Origin of the sequence: Terrimonas ferruginea DSM 30193 (assembly GCF_000425585.1) — a bacterium.
Lineage (GTDB): Bacteria > Bacteroidota > Bacteroidia > Chitinophagales > Chitinophagaceae > Terrimonas > Terrimonas ferruginea.
Window position 1 is genome coordinate 286,429 of record NZ_AUDS01000009.1, and the last position, 18,316, is coordinate 304,744.

Here is an 18,316-nt window from a genome sequence, read left to right on the forward strand (position 1 = left end):
GTTGTGTTTTATATATTAAATCTACCTTTACATGCAGAATCCTATTAAAGACCCAATAATAAATACCCTATGAACCGGATTATTCGTCATACTTTATGTGGCATGTTTCTGTTTGCCGCGGTGGAAGCCGGAGCCTCTCCGGTTAATAACAACGACAGCGTTGATTACTATCTTCAAAAAGGTTTGGTAGAAAAACAAAATGGTCGCCGGCTCGAGTCGTTGAAGCATTTTGAAAAAGCAATCAAGTTCGACAGCAACAGCAAACCTGTGATTACCGAACTTGCTTCTGCTTATTATGATCTTCGCCGTTATCCTCAATCACGCGAATTTTATCTCAAGCTGGTAAATATGGGAGAGACTTCGGCTGAAAACTACCGCCAGGTGGTGCAGTTGTCTTTTAACCTGCGTCAGTTTGACGACGTTATTCTTTATGCAGACAAATGGAAAAAAGTCGATCCTGCTGCACAAACAAGCTTCTATCTCGGTAAAATTCACTACGATCGTGAAAATTATGGTGAGGCGATCCGTATGCTGAACCAGGCTGTGAAAGAAGATCCCACCAACGCGGAAGCACCCTATATGATTGCCCGTAGTTATGCAGACATGATGAACTACAAGCAGTCAATTCCGTTTTTCCAGAAAGCGATCGAGCTTGATCCGAAGAAAAACTATTGGATATATGAAATGGCGCTGGTTTACTACGCCATGAATGACGATAAAAATGCACTCAAGTACATGCTCGAAGCCGGTGAAAAAGGCTACAAGCGTGACAATGATTACCTGGAGAACCTCGGTATCGCTTACCTGAACGTAGGTAAACTCGACGAAGGTGTTGCCATCATGAAAGAAGTGCTGGTAAGACGCCCGACAGACATGAACATCCTCAACATGGTAGCCGAAGCTTACTATTACAAAGGAAAATTTGATAACGCCATTGAATATTGGGACCAGATGCTGGCGGTTGATAAAACCAATGCATCTCCGTTATACATGATTGGTATGGCTTATCAGAAAAAAGGCGAGAAGGAAAAAGGACAACGTCTTTGCGACAAAGCGATTGAAATGGACCCCAGCCTGGCTTCCCTGAAACAGAAAAAACAATTGATGCCCGGACTTTAATAACGTCGCTTCATTCTAACAAAATAGAAAAGCGTCTGCAGGTAACTGTAGACGCTTTTTCATTGCCCGGGTTTTTATAACCTTACATTCGTTCCGGTACGCGGATGCCAAGCAATCCCATGGCGCCGGCTATGGTATGCCCGGTTAGTTCGCTGATACGCAGACGCAATTGTTTTTTTGATTCCGACTCCGCTTTCAATACGCGGTGGTCTGCGATAAAGGAATTATAAGTCTTCGCTACCAGGAATACATAATTCGCGATGAGCGAAGGGCTTTGTTCCTGGCGGGCCTGATCGAGCGTATGACTGTATTGTTCGAGTAATACAATGAGTTCTTTTTCTTTCGGAAGCAATGTTTCCTCCATGCGCGGACCTGCCGCCGGCTCTTCTTTACGCAAAATAGAGCGGATACGCGCGTGCGTATACTGAATGAACGGACCGGTAAAACCGTGGAAGTCGATACTTTCTTCCGGGTTAAAGATCATGCGTTTTTTCGGATCAACACGGAGCAGGAAAAATTTCAAAGCTCCAAGCGCCAGCGTATCATACAATTCATTCAGCTCGCCGGGATTAAAGTCCTGTACTTTTCCTAACTCTTCGGTTTTGGCTTTGGCGACGTTCTTGAGTTCAGCAATGATGTCGTCGGCATCTACCACATTTCCTTCACGTGTTTTCATACGGCCATCGGGAAGTTCCACCATGCCATAGCTCAGGTGCAAAACGCCGTCTGCATAAGGCTTTTCAAGTTTCTGCAGGATCAATTGCAGTACTTTCATGTGATAGATCTGCTCATCCGCGATCACATAAAGACTCTGGTCATAATGAAAGTCTTCATACTTTTTATCGGCGAGTCCAATGTCTTGCGTGATATAAACGGACGTGCCATCTTTACGAAGGACAAGTTTTTCATCGAGGCCGTCGGCTGTCAGGTCGATCCATACGCTGCCGTCGGGTTTGCGGTAGAAAACGCCTTTCTTCAAACCGTCTTCCACAAATTCTTTTCCGAGCAGATAGGTCTCGCTTTCAAAATAATTTTTATCGAAATCGCTGCCGATCACTTTGTAAGTTTCCGCAAAACCTTCGTATACCCAGTTGTTCATTTTGAACCACAGGGCGCGTACTTCGGGGTCGCCATTTTCCCAGTCGATCAGCATTTGCTGCGTGATCTTCATGAAAGGGCTGTGTTTGCGCGCGAGTTCTTTCAGTTGATCGAGTGTTTTGTCGGCTTCTTTTTCTTTTCCTTCTTCGCCTTGCAGTTGGTGATAGATGCCGGTGAGTCTGGCGGCTTCTGCTTTGTCTGCTTCGGCTTCAATGCCGCTGGTGTCGCCGGCTAACAGGGCTTTTAAAAGTTCTGCTGCCTGCGCCTTGATGGTATTCTCCGCTTTTACATAATAGTCGCCTACGAAATGATCGGGTTTGATACCGGTTGATTCCGGTGTGGCGCCGTCACTAAGATATTTCCAGCCTGCCATGGATTTGCAGATATGGATGCCGCGGTCGTTAAGGATAGCGGTTTTAAATACTTCATGGCCGGTCTGCTTCAGGATTTCGGCAACACTCCAGCCAAGGAAATTATTCCGGAGGTGACCAAGGTGAAGCGGCTTGTTGGTATTCGGTGAAGAGTATTCAACTATTACTTTACGGCCATTGGAGGGTTGGTGGCCAGGGTTTTTGTCCTGGTAGCTGGTATCGAGATATCCCAGCCAATAGGCGTCCGCAATCACCAGGTTGAGAAACCCTTTGATCACATTGAAACCCTGAAAAAGTGCAGGGTGGGTGGTAGCCAGGTGCTGACCGATTGCCTGTCCGATCTGTTCAGGAGATTGTCGCAATTGTTTCACGAAAGAAAACAATACCAGGGTATAATCTCCTTCGAATTCGGGTTTAGTGGTATTAATGGTCAGGTCTTTTTCGGCAAAATCCTGTCCGTACACGTCTTTCAGCGCTGCGGTAATAAGGGGTTTGATGGTCGTAGTTACACCCATTCGTTCTGTTTTTTGGTCACAAAGATAGGGTTGAGAAAAATGTAATCCGCCTTTGGCGGAATGTGAAAATGTGCAAATGTGAAAATTAAGACCCGTTTTGGCTTTAAATCAATTGAGTTACAAAGACTGGCTCAACGATTGAATCAGCGTTCTCCCCATTTCCACATTTTCACATTTACACATTTTGCGACGTAGTCGCAAAACACCCTGCAAACAGTCACAAACGCACCCGCCTGTACCGGAAAAGGCGCACTATTTTTGGATGGACAAAGCATCGATCACAACTAAATTGAAAATTATGGCTGCTCCTCTTTATCCCTGTATATGGTTCAATGGTGATGCCGCAATGGCGGTACAGCGCTATGTCTCTGTTTTTCCGGATGCAAAAATCACCACTGAAACGCCGATGGTTACGATGTTCCGCATCGCCAATCAATCGTTCATGACCTTGAACGGTGGCCCGCAGTTCAGTCCCAATCCTTCGATATCGTTCTACGTCACTTTTCCGGATACAGCCGTATTGGAAGAAGTATGGAAACAACTGGCTGCCGATGGCCACGTATTGATGCCGCTGGACAAATACGACTGGAGCCCGCGGTACGGCTGGTTGCAGGATGCCTGGGGTGTTAACTGGCAATTGACCGTTGCCGACGGAAAACAGGGCTACAGCATTACACCCTTATTGATGTTTTGCGGAGAACACCAGAACCAGGCCGGGCAGGCAATCGACTACTATCAACAACTCTTTCCTGCCAGCAGCGTCGATTTTGTGATGAATTATCAGCCTGGTCAATCAAAAATGGGTGAAGGCATCGTGCATGCAATCTTCCATTTGGCCGGCAGTCCTTTCAGAGCCATGGACAGCGCGGTGGAACAGCCGTTTACTTTCAGCGAGGGGCTATCGTTGGTGGTGAATTGCGACACGCAGGAGGAAATCGATCATTATTGGGAACAATTGACGGATGGCGGTCAGGAAAGCCAATGCGGCTGGTGCCGCGATCGCTTCGGCGTATGGTGGCAGGTAGTGCCGTCCGTATTGGGTCAACTGATGACCGATCCGGTACGCGCACCAAGGGTAATGCAGGCACTGCTCAAGATGAAGAAATTTGATATCGGTGTGCTGGAAAGGGCATGATGTATGATCCGGGTATATCTTTTCATGCGCCGGTATTGTCGGCGTGAAAGCTTCGTGCCCGGTTTTGATTTCGGTTGTTAACAACCATGAGGGCATATGAATCCTGGTTAAGTGCTATTCTTCCAACCCGGCGGGCGGAGCGGGGATGGTAAATAATAATTGCGTGCCACTGCCGGGATACGACTCGAGTTGCATCGTTCCGCCTATTAATTTTATCCGTGATTGTAAATTGCGGAGTCCGCTTTTTCCACCTTTCCGGTAAGCTTCGCTGGTGAGATCATTCATCGAAAAACCTTTTCCATCGTCATTGATGCTGATCTCCAGACGGCAGTGCGAATAGCTCAATTGCAGACGTACATTCCGGGCATTGGCATGTTTAAGAATATTGTTAAAGGCTTCCTGTATTAAACGCAATACCACGATTTCCTTTTTGTTATCCAGATGAACAGGTTCTCCCCGGGTGCAAAACTCGATACGACACGCGCCCAGTTGTTCGATCCTTTCTACTTCCGCCTGCAGGGCAGATAAAAAACCACGGCTTTCCAATACATCCGTATTCCAGCTTTTCGCCAGTTGCGATACCTGCCTGCTCACATTATCCAGCGACAATAAAGAGTTGTTCAGTTCTGCCTGATCTCCGGCATTGAGACGGCTTCTGAAGCCATTTAAATGCAATTTCACCAGTGTCAGTGAAAGATTGACGTTATCATGCAGTTCCCTTGCCAGATAAGCGAAGGTTTCCTCCTGTACCGCTAACTGCAGGCGTAACGACTGCTGGTCGTGCAATGAATGAATGGCGGATAACAATTCCGAATGTTTTAATTGCTTTCTTCTGTGCAAAAACAAAAGCACCAAAACAAGCACCAACAGAAAAAGAAGCAGCACAGTTATTATCAGCAAAAACAAACTCATATCTGCATACGTATGCTCCATATAAATAGTATTAATGTGACGCAATACCGGATATGCTGTAAAGCGAAAATAAAAAGAAAAAGAAGGTAAAGCCGTAGAATAAGTATTTAAGTTGTAGAAAACGGTAATAGAAAAAAACGTCTTTTTCAGGAGGTTTTTCCCTTGCTTTTGCCCCATCGCCGTAGTTAGTTTTGCTCAACACCACTCGTGTCACGGGAAAGCCGAAAACCGGTCATCTAACAGAGTAGGCACAAAAAATATGTTTATTATGAAAGGCTTTATTGCGTTCGTCCTGACGGCTTTGTTATCTATCACATTACCTGTTCATGCGCAGGACGCAAAAGAAAAACCCTTCTCGTTTACCGTCGCCGGAATAACCATCACCGGCACTTATTCGGAAGGTGCTCTTTACAAAACATCCAAAGGCGGGGTCAATATTCTTTGGGGACTTGTCAGTTGGGGCAGCAGCGAAACAACCGAATGCCGGTCGGGAAATGGTATCTGCCGTATTGAAACAATTGTCAACCTTTCCGGACCCGGCGTAAAAACCTCGCAAAAAGGAGAGACCTGTTTCGAAGAAATTAAAACCTGGGTATCCGATCAGTTTCCGATCGTTATTTCTGTAGACAAAGACCAGCGGATACATTTTAGTCTGGATGTAGATCAGCTTCCGCTTTCGTCCAAAATGCGTTACGAATCGGATGTCTATCACCAGGATACACCTATACTGCTCGGGCCGGAACTGACACGCTATCTCGGCTTATACGACGGCCCGGAAGAAATGGGTTACCTGGTCCCGGCGGGAGACTACCTGCTTCAAAAAGATGGCAGAATACGATCCTGGTCCTGGCAAATTCCCGCCGTTCCTGACCAAAATGAATATGACTGACAACACCCGTATCAGTCTGAGGTGACGGACAAGTTATTTTAAGTTCTTTGACATAACACCAGCTGGCTGAAATGTCTGAAAGCGAAGGCCTGAGGTTGCCGAACCTGATCAAAGCCCTTTCTCCCCGGGGAAAGTCCGGATCAGCAGCCTCTGCCGACGCTTTAGGAGTATCACAACACATTTTCGCCTACTTTTGAGCCCGGAAAAGTAAAAAGACGCCGACGGGCATGAAAAAAATCGACTGGTACATATTACGAAAGCTGCTGACTGCCTTCTTTTTCTGTATGCTGCTATTTACCGTGGTAGCAGTAGCTGTTGACAGCAGTGAAAAAACAGACGATTTTGTAAAAACTGGTCTCAGTACCTGGGATATCATAAAAAAGTATTACCTCGGTTTTGTTCCCTGGATCTGGGGTTTACTGTTCCCGCTCTTCGTTTTTATCGCAGTAATATTTATCACCAGTAAAATGGCCGGTAAGTCGGAAGTAATTGCGATTCTTGCGAGCGGCACCAGTTACAACCGCTTCCTGCGCCCTTATATCGTAGGGGGAATTTTTCTGGCAAGCATCCTTTGGGTAGGAAGCCGCTACCTGATCCCGAAGGCTAATTCCATCCGCGGAGAATTTCAGACCGAATACATCGATAAAAACGACCGGAGCAAAAAGAACCAGGAGGTTTGCCCTGATTGCTACTTTTTACGCATCGACAGCAACACTTACGTGGGTATTAAAGATTATGATGCAACCACCCATACTGCCAACCGTTTTTTTCTGGACCGGACAAAAAATAACCAGGTCGTCTATAACCTACGCGCTTACAGTTTGAAATGGGATACCGCTTCAAAAAAATGGACGGCCATTACGGTAACGGAACGCAGAGTCGACAGCATCGGAGAACGCATCACCCAGTATCCGGAACTCATCGTCAACCTGCAGATCAAACCTGAGGAACTGATCAAGGACGAATACCTGAAGGAAAAACTGACGACGCCGGAACTGACGAAATTCATCGCCCGGCAGGAACTACGTGCGAATGAGGGGTTGAGCGCACTGAAAGTTGAACGGTACAGACGCAGTGCCACCGCTTTTTCTGTTGTGCTGCTGACCTTGATCGGTGCTGTTATTGCCAGCCGTAAAACGCGTGGAGGAAGCGGCATGCACCTCGCCTTGGGGATTATCATCGCTGCACTTTTCATTGTGTCGGACCGGTTCTCAACAGTATTTGCAACGAAGGGCAGTTTCCCGCCTTTGCTGGCCGCCTGGGTACCCAATATCGCTTTCGCTACCGTTGCTTATTGGCTCTACCGCAAAGCGCCAAAATAATGCTGGCAAGGCTCGTCAATTTTATTACTTTGCAAACATGCAAGGCTTGTTGTCTCATATTATTCATGATCAGCATTTGATACTTACTGCTGAACGCAGCATTTTTTGGGAAGCCGAAAAAACGCTGATCGTGGCAGATCTTCATCTCGGTAAAACCGGGCATTTCAGGAAAGCAGGTATTGGCATCCCGCAGGGCGTTTATAAACACGACCTGCAGCGTCTCATGCATCAGCTGTATTTTTTCAAAGCTGACAGGCTTGTTATTGTTGGTGATTTCACACACAGTGTTGTAAACAATGAACTGGAATTATTCAGGAAATGGCGACAGGATTTTGCCTTGCTTGACATCCTGCTTGTAAAAGGCAATCATGATATTCTCGCCGATAAATGGTATGAAGAGACGCAAATAACCGTAGAAGCAAAAAGCTGGGAAGCCGGACCTTTTACATTTGTTCATGACCTGAACGATATACCCGAAGATCCATTGCTGCGTAATTCTTTTTATTTATCCGGTCACATGCATCCGGCCGTGCTATTAAGAGGAACGGGTAAACAATCATTGCGATTTCCCTGCTACTTTTTTTCAACTGAATATGGCGTGTTACCGGCGTTCAGTCGCTTCACCGGGTCATTTTTGGTGGAGCCAACCCCGGGCGATCAGGTCTTTGCAATAGTCGATAAAGAAATTATGCTCATCGAAAAGAAAGTCCGCCGTAGCCGCAAAACCACCGAAGACTAATTGCCGGCAACCTCGAAAGCCGTTCTGTTTTTTTTACTTTTTGATTTTGCATTTTTACGTTTTAATTTTGATCTTTTTGCCGGACAGGCTGAGAGCCTTGATTTTATGCGGAGACAACTTCATCATGCCAGGGATTTTATTTTGCCGGTAATAGATTTTTTCTATCCGCCGTTCAGGAAATTTATGAACCTGCAGACATTCCGTTATGCAGCGGCGGGCGGAGGGAATACATTACTCGGGCTTTTGATCTACATGATCGCCTACGAATACGTGATTCCTGAAACCGGTCTTAATTTTGGATTCTACGCTTTTAAAGGACACAGTGCCGCGCTGTTTATTTCTTTTTGTATCACTTTCCCGATCGGCTTTTTCATGTCGAAATATGTCGTATTCAGCGATTCGCTGATGAAAGGTCGCATACAACTCTTTCGTTATTTCATGATCTGCCTGTTTAACCTGGCACTCAACTTTATTCTGCTGAAAATACTGGTGGAGAATTTTCATGTCTACCCCGTATTTGCACAGATGCTGACAACCGTGGTGGTGATTATTTTCAGTTACCTCGCACAACGCCATTTTTCTTTCCGGGCCGCAGCACCTGATAGCGAGATTACCGATTAAGCGCAGTCGTCATTTTATATTACAAGCTGAAATCAATCGATTCCACGCTGACCGCCAGTTCCCCGCGGCAACTTGCTCGTACCACCAGTCTTTTATCCAGCGGATAAACACCAATGAGCCGGATATCCTGCACCGAGCCAGATGTACGGATTCCCTTACGCCATTCCTGGTTAAGTTGGGCATTTACAGAAACTTTGGCGCTGTCAACAAATTGCTTGAGGTCATATTGGGCATACGACTCAATCGTATGCGTGATCTTGCGATTGAACAACCAGTCTGCCGTTTTTAGCAATGCATCTTTTGAACGGATGTCGAACTCTATGTCTTTAATTGCCAGGTGTTGTTTTTCGGCATCGTAATGTGGTTTGCCGGTCAGGTACATCACGCCCTGATCTGTTCCTTCAAAATTCACTTCAATGACCAATCGCTCATTGTTGGCGCCAAGCAGCCGGCATTTTTTAAATATAAATTTCTTATTGACCGGCCCTTTTTTAAAATCGAATGATTGACCCACAATCTGGCTATTCAGGATATTACTCAGCGAATCATAATCCAACTGACCATCGATGAATAAATTAAAACCCCGGTTGCCTGAAAACTGACTCAGATTAGGCACCCATGAACTTTGCTCCTCCGGTTTATCCAGCCTCAGTACCGGACGCGCGGAAAGACCAAGATTGATGTGAAGCGAATCATTACGGATAAACAGGCTGTTGATGCGCACACGACGGGGATTTACCTGCAACCAGCCCTTGTCATAAAGGTTATAAGTCTTGTTAAGCAGATCCCATACTTGTTGAAACTGCGGCTTCAGATCTACTATCCCATAGTTTTTTTCTATTTCGGTTTTCGACGCATCGAGTTCTGCTTTCAATCCACCCAATACCTGCGTAGTAATGTCCTGGCCCCAGAAACAGACTTCGCATTTATCGAGCGCTTTGGGTTCATTTCTTTTTACCTGCAGTTTTACTTTATAGTCAGGCGAGATAGAGAAATTATTGGTGAATGAAACGGTTACCCTGCGCTCCGGTTCATCGAACCCGCAACGACAGGCAGGTGTCCAGGGCGAAAGCGCCGTACCGCTTACACATACGCGTGTCGAACCTATTATGCGATAGTAGCCGGTAAAATTCAAGGTCATTGTTGTACCCGTTCCGCTCATTTGAAAGGGACTTCTGCGGAAACTGTATTTGTAACGCGTATCACAACCGGGCTGTACCCAGTCGTTCGGATAATTAGGCGAAGTGAAGACCTGGTCCACATTTTTTTCTGCCAACGCGTAGATAGGTTTCAGGTTTACCTGTATGGGAATATCAATTTCTGAGTCGGGTAATGAATCGAGTTTAAATGCACTGGCCGCAAGTTGCGGTTTCGCTGGGTTGATTTTTTTTGAACAGGAGCTGAGCCACAAAGTAGCTGACGCAATAAAAAGCAGGAGATAGGTTTTCATCTGATGATAAACCTGTGTTACAGGCATTGTTTTAATGCCTCCAAAATAACTCAAAGAATCCAAAAAGAAAGTGAAGAAATCGTTCAGGATTGCTGCTTCAGTTTTTCGATAAATTGTTCGAGCCTGCGTGCAATCGTTTCTTCCCTTTTTGCGCTCATGATCCATTCAACATATTCACGTTTGTGCGTAAAGGCCATTTTTTCAAATACAGCCGCTTGTTTCGGGTGTTTCTTCAATACGGCTGACATGGACGGCGGTAGTGTTACTGTACGATTAACGCGGTCGATCCAGGGCAACTCTTCGCATTGGGGTTTGGTGGTGACCGGTTTACGGCCTGCTTCCACACGACGAAGGCCGGCACCCGACCATGTTTCATTCAGCGATATCAGGTTATTCCATTGCAATTCCGGCATATGTTCATCCAGGATATCCCAGCCCTTGTCGCGTGTCAGGTCAGTTTGAACACCTGAGTTGCCTTTCGGATAATAAAACCACACAAGATCGCCGGGACGCAAATATTTCTGGATTTTTGGCCATACCTGCGACAACTGAAGACGGTTTTTCACGAAACAATGCCATTGTTCGGCTGCACCGCGCGTAACTTCGGTAACGGCTTCGGGAAGTGGCCCAAGCAACATCATAAAATCATCCGGAGCATTGATCAGCCGGAGACGTTGTCCGGCACGGATACGCAGTTTTTGGGCTAAAGTCTGGGCAGGCATGGATCAGGTGTTAATTGAAAAAGCAGAAATACCGTCGGTGGAAGATAGCGCTTTACTGCAGGTTTTTCAGGCTCATCCTCACAAGATTGCGCCGTTTGCACCCGACCGGATTAACCGTCAGGGGATATCTTTCTTAATATACCTGACATTTTTGCATGTTTGTCTGTCACGGCATAAAGATTGAAGATTGCTATATGCCTGCTCAAAAGGGGAGGCAAAAAGGAGAAATATTTTAATATGGGAAAAATTATTGGAATAGACTTAGGTACCACCAATAGCTGCGTAGCAGTTATGGAAGGCAATGAGCCGGTGGTAATTGCCAACGACGAGGGACGCCGTACGACCCCGTCAGTTGTGGCTTTCCTGAAAAACGGAGAGCGTAAAGTAGGTGATCCGGCCAAACGTCAGGCCATTACCAACCCCCAGAATACCATTACTTCCGTAAAACGGTTCATGGGTCGCGGCTTTAACGAAGTAACTGAAGAAATCAGTCACTGGAGTTATAAAGTTGCGCAAGGTGACAATAATACCGTACGGATTGACATAGATGGCAGACTCTACACGCCGCAGGAAATTTCGGCGATGGTGCTGCAAAAAATGAAAAAAACAGCCGAGGACTACCTCGGGCAGGAGGTAACAGAAGCGGTGATCACCGTGCCTGCTTACTTTAACGACGCTCAGCGTCAGGCGACGAAAGAAGCCGGTGAAATTGCCGGTCTTACCGTACGCCGTATAGTAAACGAGCCTACCGCAGCAGCCCTGGCTTATGGCCTGGACAAAGGCAAACACGATCAGAAAATCGCTGTATTTGACCTTGGTGGTGGTACGTTCGATATCTCCGTACTCGAACTGGGTGACGGTGTATTTGAAGTAAAATCTACCAATGGTGATACACACCTCGGTGGTGACGACTTCGACAAAGTGATCATGGATTGGCTCGCCGACGAATTCAAAAGCGACGAAGCAATCGATCTGCGTAAAGACCCGATGGCCCTGCAACGCCTGAAAGAAGCATCCGAAAAAGCAAAAGTTGAACTGTCTTCTTCTACAGAAACAGAAATCAACCTGCCTTATATCACTGCTGTGGACGGCGTGCCTAAACACCTGGTGAAAAAACTGACACGTGCCAAATTTGAACAACTGGCAGATGACCTGTTTGCCCGTTGCCTGAAGCCTTGCGAGGCTGCGCTGAAGGATGCCGGCATGTCCGTATCAGAAATCAACGAAGTAATCCTGGTGGGTGGTTCTACACGTATCCCCAAAGTACAGGAGATCGTAGAGAAGTTTTTCGGTAAAAAACCAAACCGTGGCGTAAACCCCGATGAAGTGGTAGCCGTAGGTGCCGCCATCCAGGGTGCCGTTCTTACCGGTGAGGTAAAAGACGTATTGCTGCTCGACGTTACACCTTTGTCTCTTGGTATTGAAACCATGGGAGGTGTAATGACCAAACTGATCGACGCCAATACGACGATCCCTACCAAAAAATCTGAGGTGTTCTCTACCGCCAGCGATAACCAGCCCGGCGTACAGATCCATGTGCTGCAAGGCGAACGCACCATGTCCAAAGACAATAAGAGCCTCGGTATTTTCAACCTTGACGGTATTCCTCCGGCTCCGCGTGGTGTTCCCCAGATCGAAGTAACCTTCGACATCGATGCCAACGGTATCCTTCACGTTACTGCTAAAGACAAAGGCACCGGCAAAGAACAGAAAATTCATATTGAAGCCGGTTCGGGCCTGAGCAAAGACGAAGTGGAAAGAATGAAGGCCGAAGCTCGTGCCAACGAAGCCACCGATAAAGCTGAACGCGAAAAGATCGACAAACTCAACGCAGCCGACAGTCTCGTATTCCAGACAGAAAAACAACTGAAGGAATATGGCGACAAGATTCCGGCTGATAAGAAGACGACCATCGAAACGGCTGTTGAGAAATTGAAGCAGGCTCACAAAGCACAGGATGTTGCCGGTATCGATACCGCGATGACCGAGCTGAATGCTGCCTGGACAGCCGCCAGCGAAGATATTTACAAATCCGGAGCGGAAGGACAGCCCGGTGCTGAACAACAACAACCCGGCGCTGAAAGCGCAGCACAGGATAACGGCGATAACGTTACCGATGTGCCCTACGAAGAGGTGAAGTAAAAAATCTTCAGAATAAACTATAAGAGGACGCTGTTAGCGTCCTCTTTTTTGTGCCGTCCGCATCCGAAAAGTTATCTTTAGGAAAATCAGGATCAATAATGATAAAGCATTCCATACTGATCTTATTATTTTCGGCCGGAAGCAGGCTGTTTGCCCAGACCAGCAATGACAGCAGTTATCTGCTGCAACTTAATCAGCAGATCGACCAATATGTGGTGGAACGGAACGTAGCGGCACTCGACTCTCTTTATGCGCCGGATTTTGTGTTCAGCCACGGCAGCGGAAGAATTGAAGGCAAGGCAGGTTGGATGGAGACCGTAGGCCGCGCCGACTATCCGTTGCGTCAACATGACTCGGTAAGGGTGGAGTTGCATGGCAACCTGGCATTGCTGCGCGGTAAAATGAATATCGAAAAGAAGGGCAAAGAAAAAACGGATAAGTATTTCCTGCGTTATATCCGTCTTTATGCCCGGCGTGATCACCACTGGCAACTGGTTTCTCATCAGACATTCTACGAACAACATTTGAATTAATATGGCTCAACCTGAATATTGGCTCAGAGGTCCTGTGGCGGGTATTCCCGCTTTGCTTCAGCCCGCAGCACATGCGTTGCTACAGGCGCGTGATGAAGTGGCGGCTGCTATGGAAAATTTCCGGGACGAATGGCTCTGGATCCGGCCCGCTGCAAATGCATCAGTCGCTTTTCATCTGCAACATCTGGCCGGTGTGCTCGACCGACTGTATACCTATGCATCGGCGCAAACTTTAAACGAAGAGCAGTTAGAATACCTGCGCGCCGAGGGCAGGGAAGAAGCAGGAGTAACGGTAGAGGAATTAGTATCGCACTTCAACCTCCAGGTAGAAAAGTCACTGGCTTATCTCGCAGGTGTGGATGAACAAACACTAACGGACATTCGCGGTGTGGGGCGTCAGCAGGTTCCGTCGACGGTGATCGGGCTGCTGTTTCATGCGGCGGAACATACTACCCGGCATACCGGACAACTGCTGGTCACGGCCTCCGTGGTACGACATGAATATGGAGACAGTCTTTAAATAAAAAAGCCATCCCGGTGAAACACCCGGATGGCTCTATAATAGAAAAAGGAAGAATGATTACATGATGTCCATGGCCTTAACAAACGATGTGGTCTGGAACGGCAGGATCAGCGTCAGCCACTCCCAGTGAGCATAAATCGCAAACAACAGGGCTGCCGTTGATGCAAAGAAAATTAACCAGTACAGTCCTTTGTATTTTTTCGTCTGTTCCATGCTTATTTGTTTTCGCAAAAATAAGCCCTGCGGTTAAAAAAGCAAAGAAAAATAGCAGAAGAAGCAAAATGCCGCCCGCTTAACCTGGCAGCGGGTGCTGCGATTCCGCTTATCTTTGCCTCACTTCAAAAAAGGCAGTGCAGTAAATTTTATTTACATTCGCATAAATGTGTCTTTTTCACACAATAATCTTTTAATAGCATCAACGATTGCGATGAAGCTTCAGTTTTATATACGGTTCCGCACAGAATTTGGAGAAAGCCTTTGGCTTGGGGGTAATCACCCGTCACTTGGATCGGATCAGCCGGAGAAGGCGGTTGCCATGGAATATCTCAACGAGGAATGCTGGAAGGCGGAGATCACCATCGATCGCAAAGACCTCAAAACCGCCCTGCAGTATAAATATTATTTCCAGAATAAGGATGGCGCACGCGTGGCAGAATGGGGCAATGACCGTGTACTCGATGCTCCTTCCAAAGATATTCGCGAAGTAATCCTGACCGATACCTGGAACCATGCCGGCGAGTTTGAGAACGCTTTTTATACCACTCCTTTCAAGGAAGTATTATTGCCGCAGCACAAAAGAACCAGCCGTTCCCGCAAGAAAAACAGCTTCACCCATCTCTTCAAGATAAAAGCACCCTTGCTGGGCAAACACGAAGCCGTTTGTATTTGTGGTGGCGCAGATGATTTGGGACACTGGAATACCGAAAACCCGGTATTGCTGACGGCAGAGGGAGATTGGTGGACGATTGGGGTTGACCTTTCCAACGCAGCCTTCCCGCTCGTTTATAAGTATGGCGTTTATGATACGCACGAAAAAACATTTGTCCGTTATGAAGACGGTGATAACCGCATGTTGCCTTTCGCTGCGCCGGAAGCAACACAAACGATCATTCATGATGGCTTTATTGCTTTACCCAATAATACCTGGAAAGGCGCCGGCGTTGCGATCCCCGTATTCAGTCTCCGCAGCAAGCACAGCTTTGGTGTAGGTGAATTTTCCGATATTAAATTGCTTGTGGACTGGGCAAGAAAAACAGGGCTCCGGCTTATTCAGTTGCTGCCGGTCAATGATACGGTGGCTACGCACACCTGGGTTGATTCATATCCATATGCAGCTATTTCCGCTTTTGCGCTGCATCCTTTGTACATAAACCTGTCAAAGGTTGCCGGGAAAAAATATGCCGCACAGGTAACGGCATTGCGCAAAAAACAAAAACAACTCAACGATCTTCCGGAAGTGGACTATGAAGAAGTGATGCGTTTCAAAATGGCAATGCTCAAAGAATTGTACCTGGAGATGGGCAAGGAGTGCCTCGAGTCGGAAGAGTATAAAGTTTTCCTCGAACGCAATCGTCACTGGCTGTTGCCTTATGCCGCTTTTTGTTATTACCGCGACAAATACGATACCTCACGTTTCGAATCCTGGAAAACAAACAGCGTGTTTAATCGCCAGGAAATTGAAAAATTCATGACTTCACGCGCTGCCGCAGCACGCGAAGCTGGGTTGTATTGCTTTATACAATATCATCTTCACCTGCAACTCAAAGAAGCGGCAGATTATGCGCATCGCCATGGTGTGGTGCTCAAAGGTGATATTCCTATTGGTATTTACCGCTATGGCAGCGATGCCTGGGTAGCACCCGAACTGTACAACATGGACCAGCAGGCAGGCGCGCCACCCGATGATTTTACCGTAGTGGGCCAGAACTGGGGGTTCCCGACCTACAACTGGAAAAAGATGCAGGAAGACGGTTTTGATTGGTGGAAGAAACGATTCGAACAAATGAGCGAGTACTTCGATACGTTCCGTATCGATCACATCCTCGGATTCTTCCGTATCTGGAGTATTCCTGCACATGCCGTGCAGGGAATTCTCGGACATTTCGTTCCCTGCATTCCCGTTCATTATACCGAATTTGGCGAGAACGGCATCTGGTTTGAAAAAGAACGTTTCTGCCGCCCTTTTATAAATGACACGGTGCTGCATGAAATATTCGGCGACGACGCCGATACGGTGCGCCAGCACTACCTGACGCCAAACACACATGGCGGTTATGATCTGTTACCTGCATTTGATACGCAGAAAAAAGTGGAAGCACATTTCACCGCCATTGCTTCCCCGGAACAGGAAAAGATCAAATTCGGTTTATACGAACTTGTGGCCAACGTGATTCTGTTTGAAGAAGAAGGCAGCAATGGCCTGTCTTATCATTTCCGCATTTCAATGGAATCGACCTGGTCTTACCGCTTCCTGATACCACATGTGCAGCAGAAACTCCGCGAACTGTACATCAATTATTTCTATCACCGGCAGGATGATTTCTGGAAAAAGGAAGCGATGCAAAAACTTCCTTACCTCAAGGCTGCGACAAACATGCTGATCTGCGGCGAAGATTTGGGAATGGTGCCGCACAGCGTACCGGAAGTGATGCAGGAACTGGGTATCCTCAGTCTCGAGATCCAGCGCATGCCGAAAGATCCGTCGAAGCCGTTCTTCATTCCCTCCGAAGCGCCTTATTTATCTGTCATCACGCCTTCCACACACGATATGAGTACTGTGCGTGCCTGGTGGGAGGAAAATCGTGAACGTACACAGAACTTCTATAACCACGTGCTGGGCCAATGGGGTGATGCGCCTTTTTATTGCGAAGCATGGGTGAACCGTGCCATCGTGCTGCAACATCTTTATTCACCAGCCATGTGGAGTATTTTCCAGTTACAGGATCTTCTCGGAATGAGCGATACACTGCGCCGCGAAAACCCGCAGGAAGAACGGATCAACAATCCGGCCGTACCGCAACATTACTGGAGATACAGAATGCATATAAAACTGGAAGACCTGCTGAACGAAGATGCTTTCAATGAAGAATTGAAAGAATACGTGAAAAACAGCGGACGTTAAACGTGGAAAAACCAAGGTGTGTTGATTGCATTTGCCTAATTTCACGGCACAATTTACGCACGCATGAAACTCCATTATAATTCGTTCGATCTTCGTTTTCATCATCCTTTTACCATTTCAAAAGGAACCAAAACGCATCAGCCCATGCTGATCGTTGCGTTGGAACATCTGGGCATCACCGGCTATGGTGAAGCGCCCGCTATTACCTACTATGATATCACGGTAGATAAGATGATCGCCGATATACAGGCAAAGAAAATGTTTATCGAAAAGTTTGCCTTCACCGAACCTTCCCGTTACTGGCATTATCTCCATCATCTGCTGCCGCAAAATCCTTTCCTCGTGTGTGCACTCGATATTGCCGCATGGGATATGTATGGAAAATTCAAAAACAGCCGCCTGGATGAACTGTTCAAAGCAGAGTTGGCTCCTTTGGATAAGCCGTTACCGCTCTGCGATTTTACCATTGGTATCGACTCTGTAGAAAAGATGGTTGCCAAGATGCAGGAGAAACCCTGGCCGATCTATAAAGTGAAAGTAGGCACAGCCGATGATATCGCAATCGTAAAAGCATTGCGTGAGAAAACGGATGCCGTTATCCGTGTAGATGCCAATGCCGGATGGGATCTGGAAACAGCACTCAAACTGATGCCGCAACTCAGCGAACTGGGTGTCGAGTTCGTTGAACAACCATTGGCTAAGGACAACTGGGAGGGCATGAAAGTACTTTACAGGGAATCTTCATTGCCGCTGTATGCAGACGAATCATGTGTGTTCGAATCAGACGTTGCACGTTGTAAAGATCATTTTCACGGGATCAATATCAAACTGACCAAATGCAGCGGCCTTACGCCTGCACTCCGCATGATCCGCCAGGCGAGAGAACTGGAGCTGTCAGTTATGGTAGGCAGTATGAACGAATCCACCGTCGGTTCGGCAGCCATCGCACATTTGCTTCCTTATATCGATCATGTAGATATGGATGGCCCCCTGTTGCAGGACGAAGACGTGGCCACCGGTCTGGTGTATGACCAGGGCGTGGTCACTTATGGCCAGGGCCCCGGCCTTGGGATCAACTATACCGGTCTCTACGAACGATAGTCC

The 18,316-nt window shown here is 47.1% G+C and carries 16 protein-coding genes; 11 read left to right on the forward strand and 5 right to left on the reverse strand.

All coding sequences use genetic code 11. The features are described 5' to 3' along the window. Nucleotides 1–69 precede the first annotated feature (69 nt). Entirely contained in the window at nt 70–1,119 is a 1,050-nt protein-coding gene (locus H608_RS0102720) for a tetratricopeptide repeat protein (protein WP_081658773.1), read from the forward strand. An 82-nt stretch (nt 1,120–1,201) separates the two neighbouring features. Here the strand turns inward: H608_RS0102720 and H608_RS0102725 are convergent, their stop codons facing one another. Continuing rightward, a complete protein-coding gene (locus H608_RS0102725) occupies nt 1,202–3,103 on the reverse strand; it encodes an arginine--tRNA ligase (RefSeq protein WP_028786328.1) in 1,902 nt (633 codons plus the stop codon). A gap of 298 nt (nt 3,104–3,401) precedes the next feature. Here H608_RS0102725 and H608_RS0102730 point away from each other — a divergent pair, with 298 nt between their 5' ends. Further along, nucleotides 3,402–4,238, forward strand: a complete 837-nt coding sequence (locus tag H608_RS0102730) for a VOC family protein (RefSeq protein WP_028786329.1) — start codon at nt 3,402–3,404, stop codon at nt 4,236–4,238. Nucleotides 4,239–4,352: 114 nt separating this feature from the next. Here H608_RS0102730 and H608_RS0102735 read toward each other — a convergent pair whose 3' ends face one another. Continuing rightward, on the reverse strand, nt 4,353–5,171 hold the full coding sequence (locus H608_RS0102735) for a sensor histidine kinase (RefSeq protein WP_162142834.1): 819 nt from the start codon (nt 5,169–5,171) through the stop codon (nt 4,353–4,355). Between the two features lie 247 nt (nt 5,172–5,418). Here H608_RS0102735 and H608_RS0102740 point away from each other — a divergent pair, with 247 nt between their 5' ends. The 4 genes from H608_RS0102740 to H608_RS0102755 all read left to right on the forward strand — a co-directional run bounded on the left by H608_RS0102740 (nt 5,419) and on the right by H608_RS0102755 (nt 8,721). After that, nucleotides 5,419–6,039 (forward strand): hypothetical protein, encoded by a 621-nt coding sequence (locus tag H608_RS0102740; RefSeq protein ID WP_028786331.1) that lies wholly within the window; start codon nt 5,419–5,421, stop codon nt 6,037–6,039. A gap of 227 nt (nt 6,040–6,266) precedes the next feature. Beyond that, nucleotides 6,267–7,361: an LptF/LptG family permease gene (locus tag H608_RS0102745; protein ID WP_028786332.1), complete on the forward strand. Its 1,095-nt coding sequence runs from the start codon at nt 6,267–6,269 to the stop codon at nt 7,359–7,361. A gap of 37 nt (nt 7,362–7,398) precedes the next feature. Further along, nucleotides 7,399–8,100 carry a ligase-associated DNA damage response endonuclease PdeM gene (pdeM, locus tag H608_RS21015; RefSeq protein WP_051267965.1) on the forward strand — a complete coding sequence of 234 codons (702 nt, stop codon included), beginning with the start codon at nt 7,399–7,401 and terminating at the stop codon, nt 8,098–8,100. 105 nt (nt 8,101–8,205) lie between these two features. Beyond that, nucleotides 8,206–8,721, forward strand: a complete 516-nt coding sequence (locus H608_RS0102755; RefSeq protein ID WP_028786333.1) for a GtrA family protein — start codon at nt 8,206–8,208, stop codon at nt 8,719–8,721. A 19-nt stretch (nt 8,722–8,740) separates the two neighbouring features. Here H608_RS0102755 and H608_RS0102760 read toward each other — a convergent pair whose 3' ends face one another. Together H608_RS0102760 and H608_RS0102765 are read right to left on the reverse strand one after the other, a co-directional pair. Further along, nucleotides 8,741–10,198 carry a DUF4403 family protein gene (locus H608_RS0102760; protein WP_245565709.1) on the reverse strand — a complete coding sequence of 486 codons (1,458 nt, stop codon included), beginning with the start codon at nt 10,196–10,198 and terminating at the stop codon, nt 8,741–8,743. A gap of 56 nt (nt 10,199–10,254) precedes the next feature. Then, nucleotides 10,255–10,893 (reverse strand): YdeI/OmpD-associated family protein, encoded by a 639-nt coding sequence (locus H608_RS0102765; protein ID WP_028786335.1) that lies wholly within the window; start codon nt 10,891–10,893, stop codon nt 10,255–10,257. A 237-nt stretch (nt 10,894–11,130) separates the two neighbouring features. Between H608_RS0102765 and dnaK the strand changes: the two genes are divergently transcribed. From dnaK to H608_RS0102785, 3 genes are all read left to right on the forward strand, one after another. After that, nucleotides 11,131–13,035, forward strand: coding sequence for a molecular chaperone DnaK (gene dnaK, locus H608_RS0102775; RefSeq protein WP_028786337.1), 1,905 nt, complete (start codon nt 11,131–11,133; stop codon nt 13,033–13,035). 98 nt (nt 13,036–13,133) lie between these two features. Beyond that, nucleotides 13,134–13,568 (forward strand): nuclear transport factor 2 family protein, encoded by a 435-nt coding sequence (locus H608_RS0102780; RefSeq protein WP_028786338.1) that lies wholly within the window; start codon nt 13,134–13,136, stop codon nt 13,566–13,568. Nucleotide 13,569: 1 nt separating this feature from the next. Further along, nucleotides 13,570–14,088, forward strand: a complete 519-nt coding sequence (locus tag H608_RS0102785) for a DinB family protein (RefSeq protein ID WP_028786339.1) — start codon at nt 13,570–13,572, stop codon at nt 14,086–14,088. A 60-nt stretch (nt 14,089–14,148) separates the two neighbouring features. Here H608_RS0102785 and H608_RS24550 read toward each other — a convergent pair whose 3' ends face one another. Further along, nucleotides 14,149–14,304 (reverse strand): hypothetical protein, encoded by a 156-nt coding sequence (locus tag H608_RS24550; RefSeq protein WP_169395507.1) that lies wholly within the window; start codon nt 14,302–14,304, stop codon nt 14,149–14,151. A 214-nt stretch (nt 14,305–14,518) separates the two neighbouring features. Here H608_RS24550 and H608_RS0102795 point away from each other — a divergent pair, with 214 nt between their 5' ends. Next, the gene (locus H608_RS0102795; RefSeq protein WP_028786340.1) at nt 14,519–17,212 is read left to right on the forward strand and encodes a 4-alpha-glucanotransferase; all 2,694 of its coding nucleotides are present in this window, start codon (nt 14,519–14,521) and stop codon (nt 17,210–17,212) included. A 63-nt stretch (nt 17,213–17,275) separates the two neighbouring features. Further along, nucleotides 17,276–18,313 carry a dipeptide epimerase gene (locus H608_RS0102800; RefSeq protein WP_028786341.1) on the forward strand — a complete coding sequence of 346 codons (1,038 nt, stop codon included), beginning with the start codon at nt 17,276–17,278 and terminating at the stop codon, nt 18,311–18,313. Nucleotides 18,314–18,316: the final 3 nt, after the last annotated feature.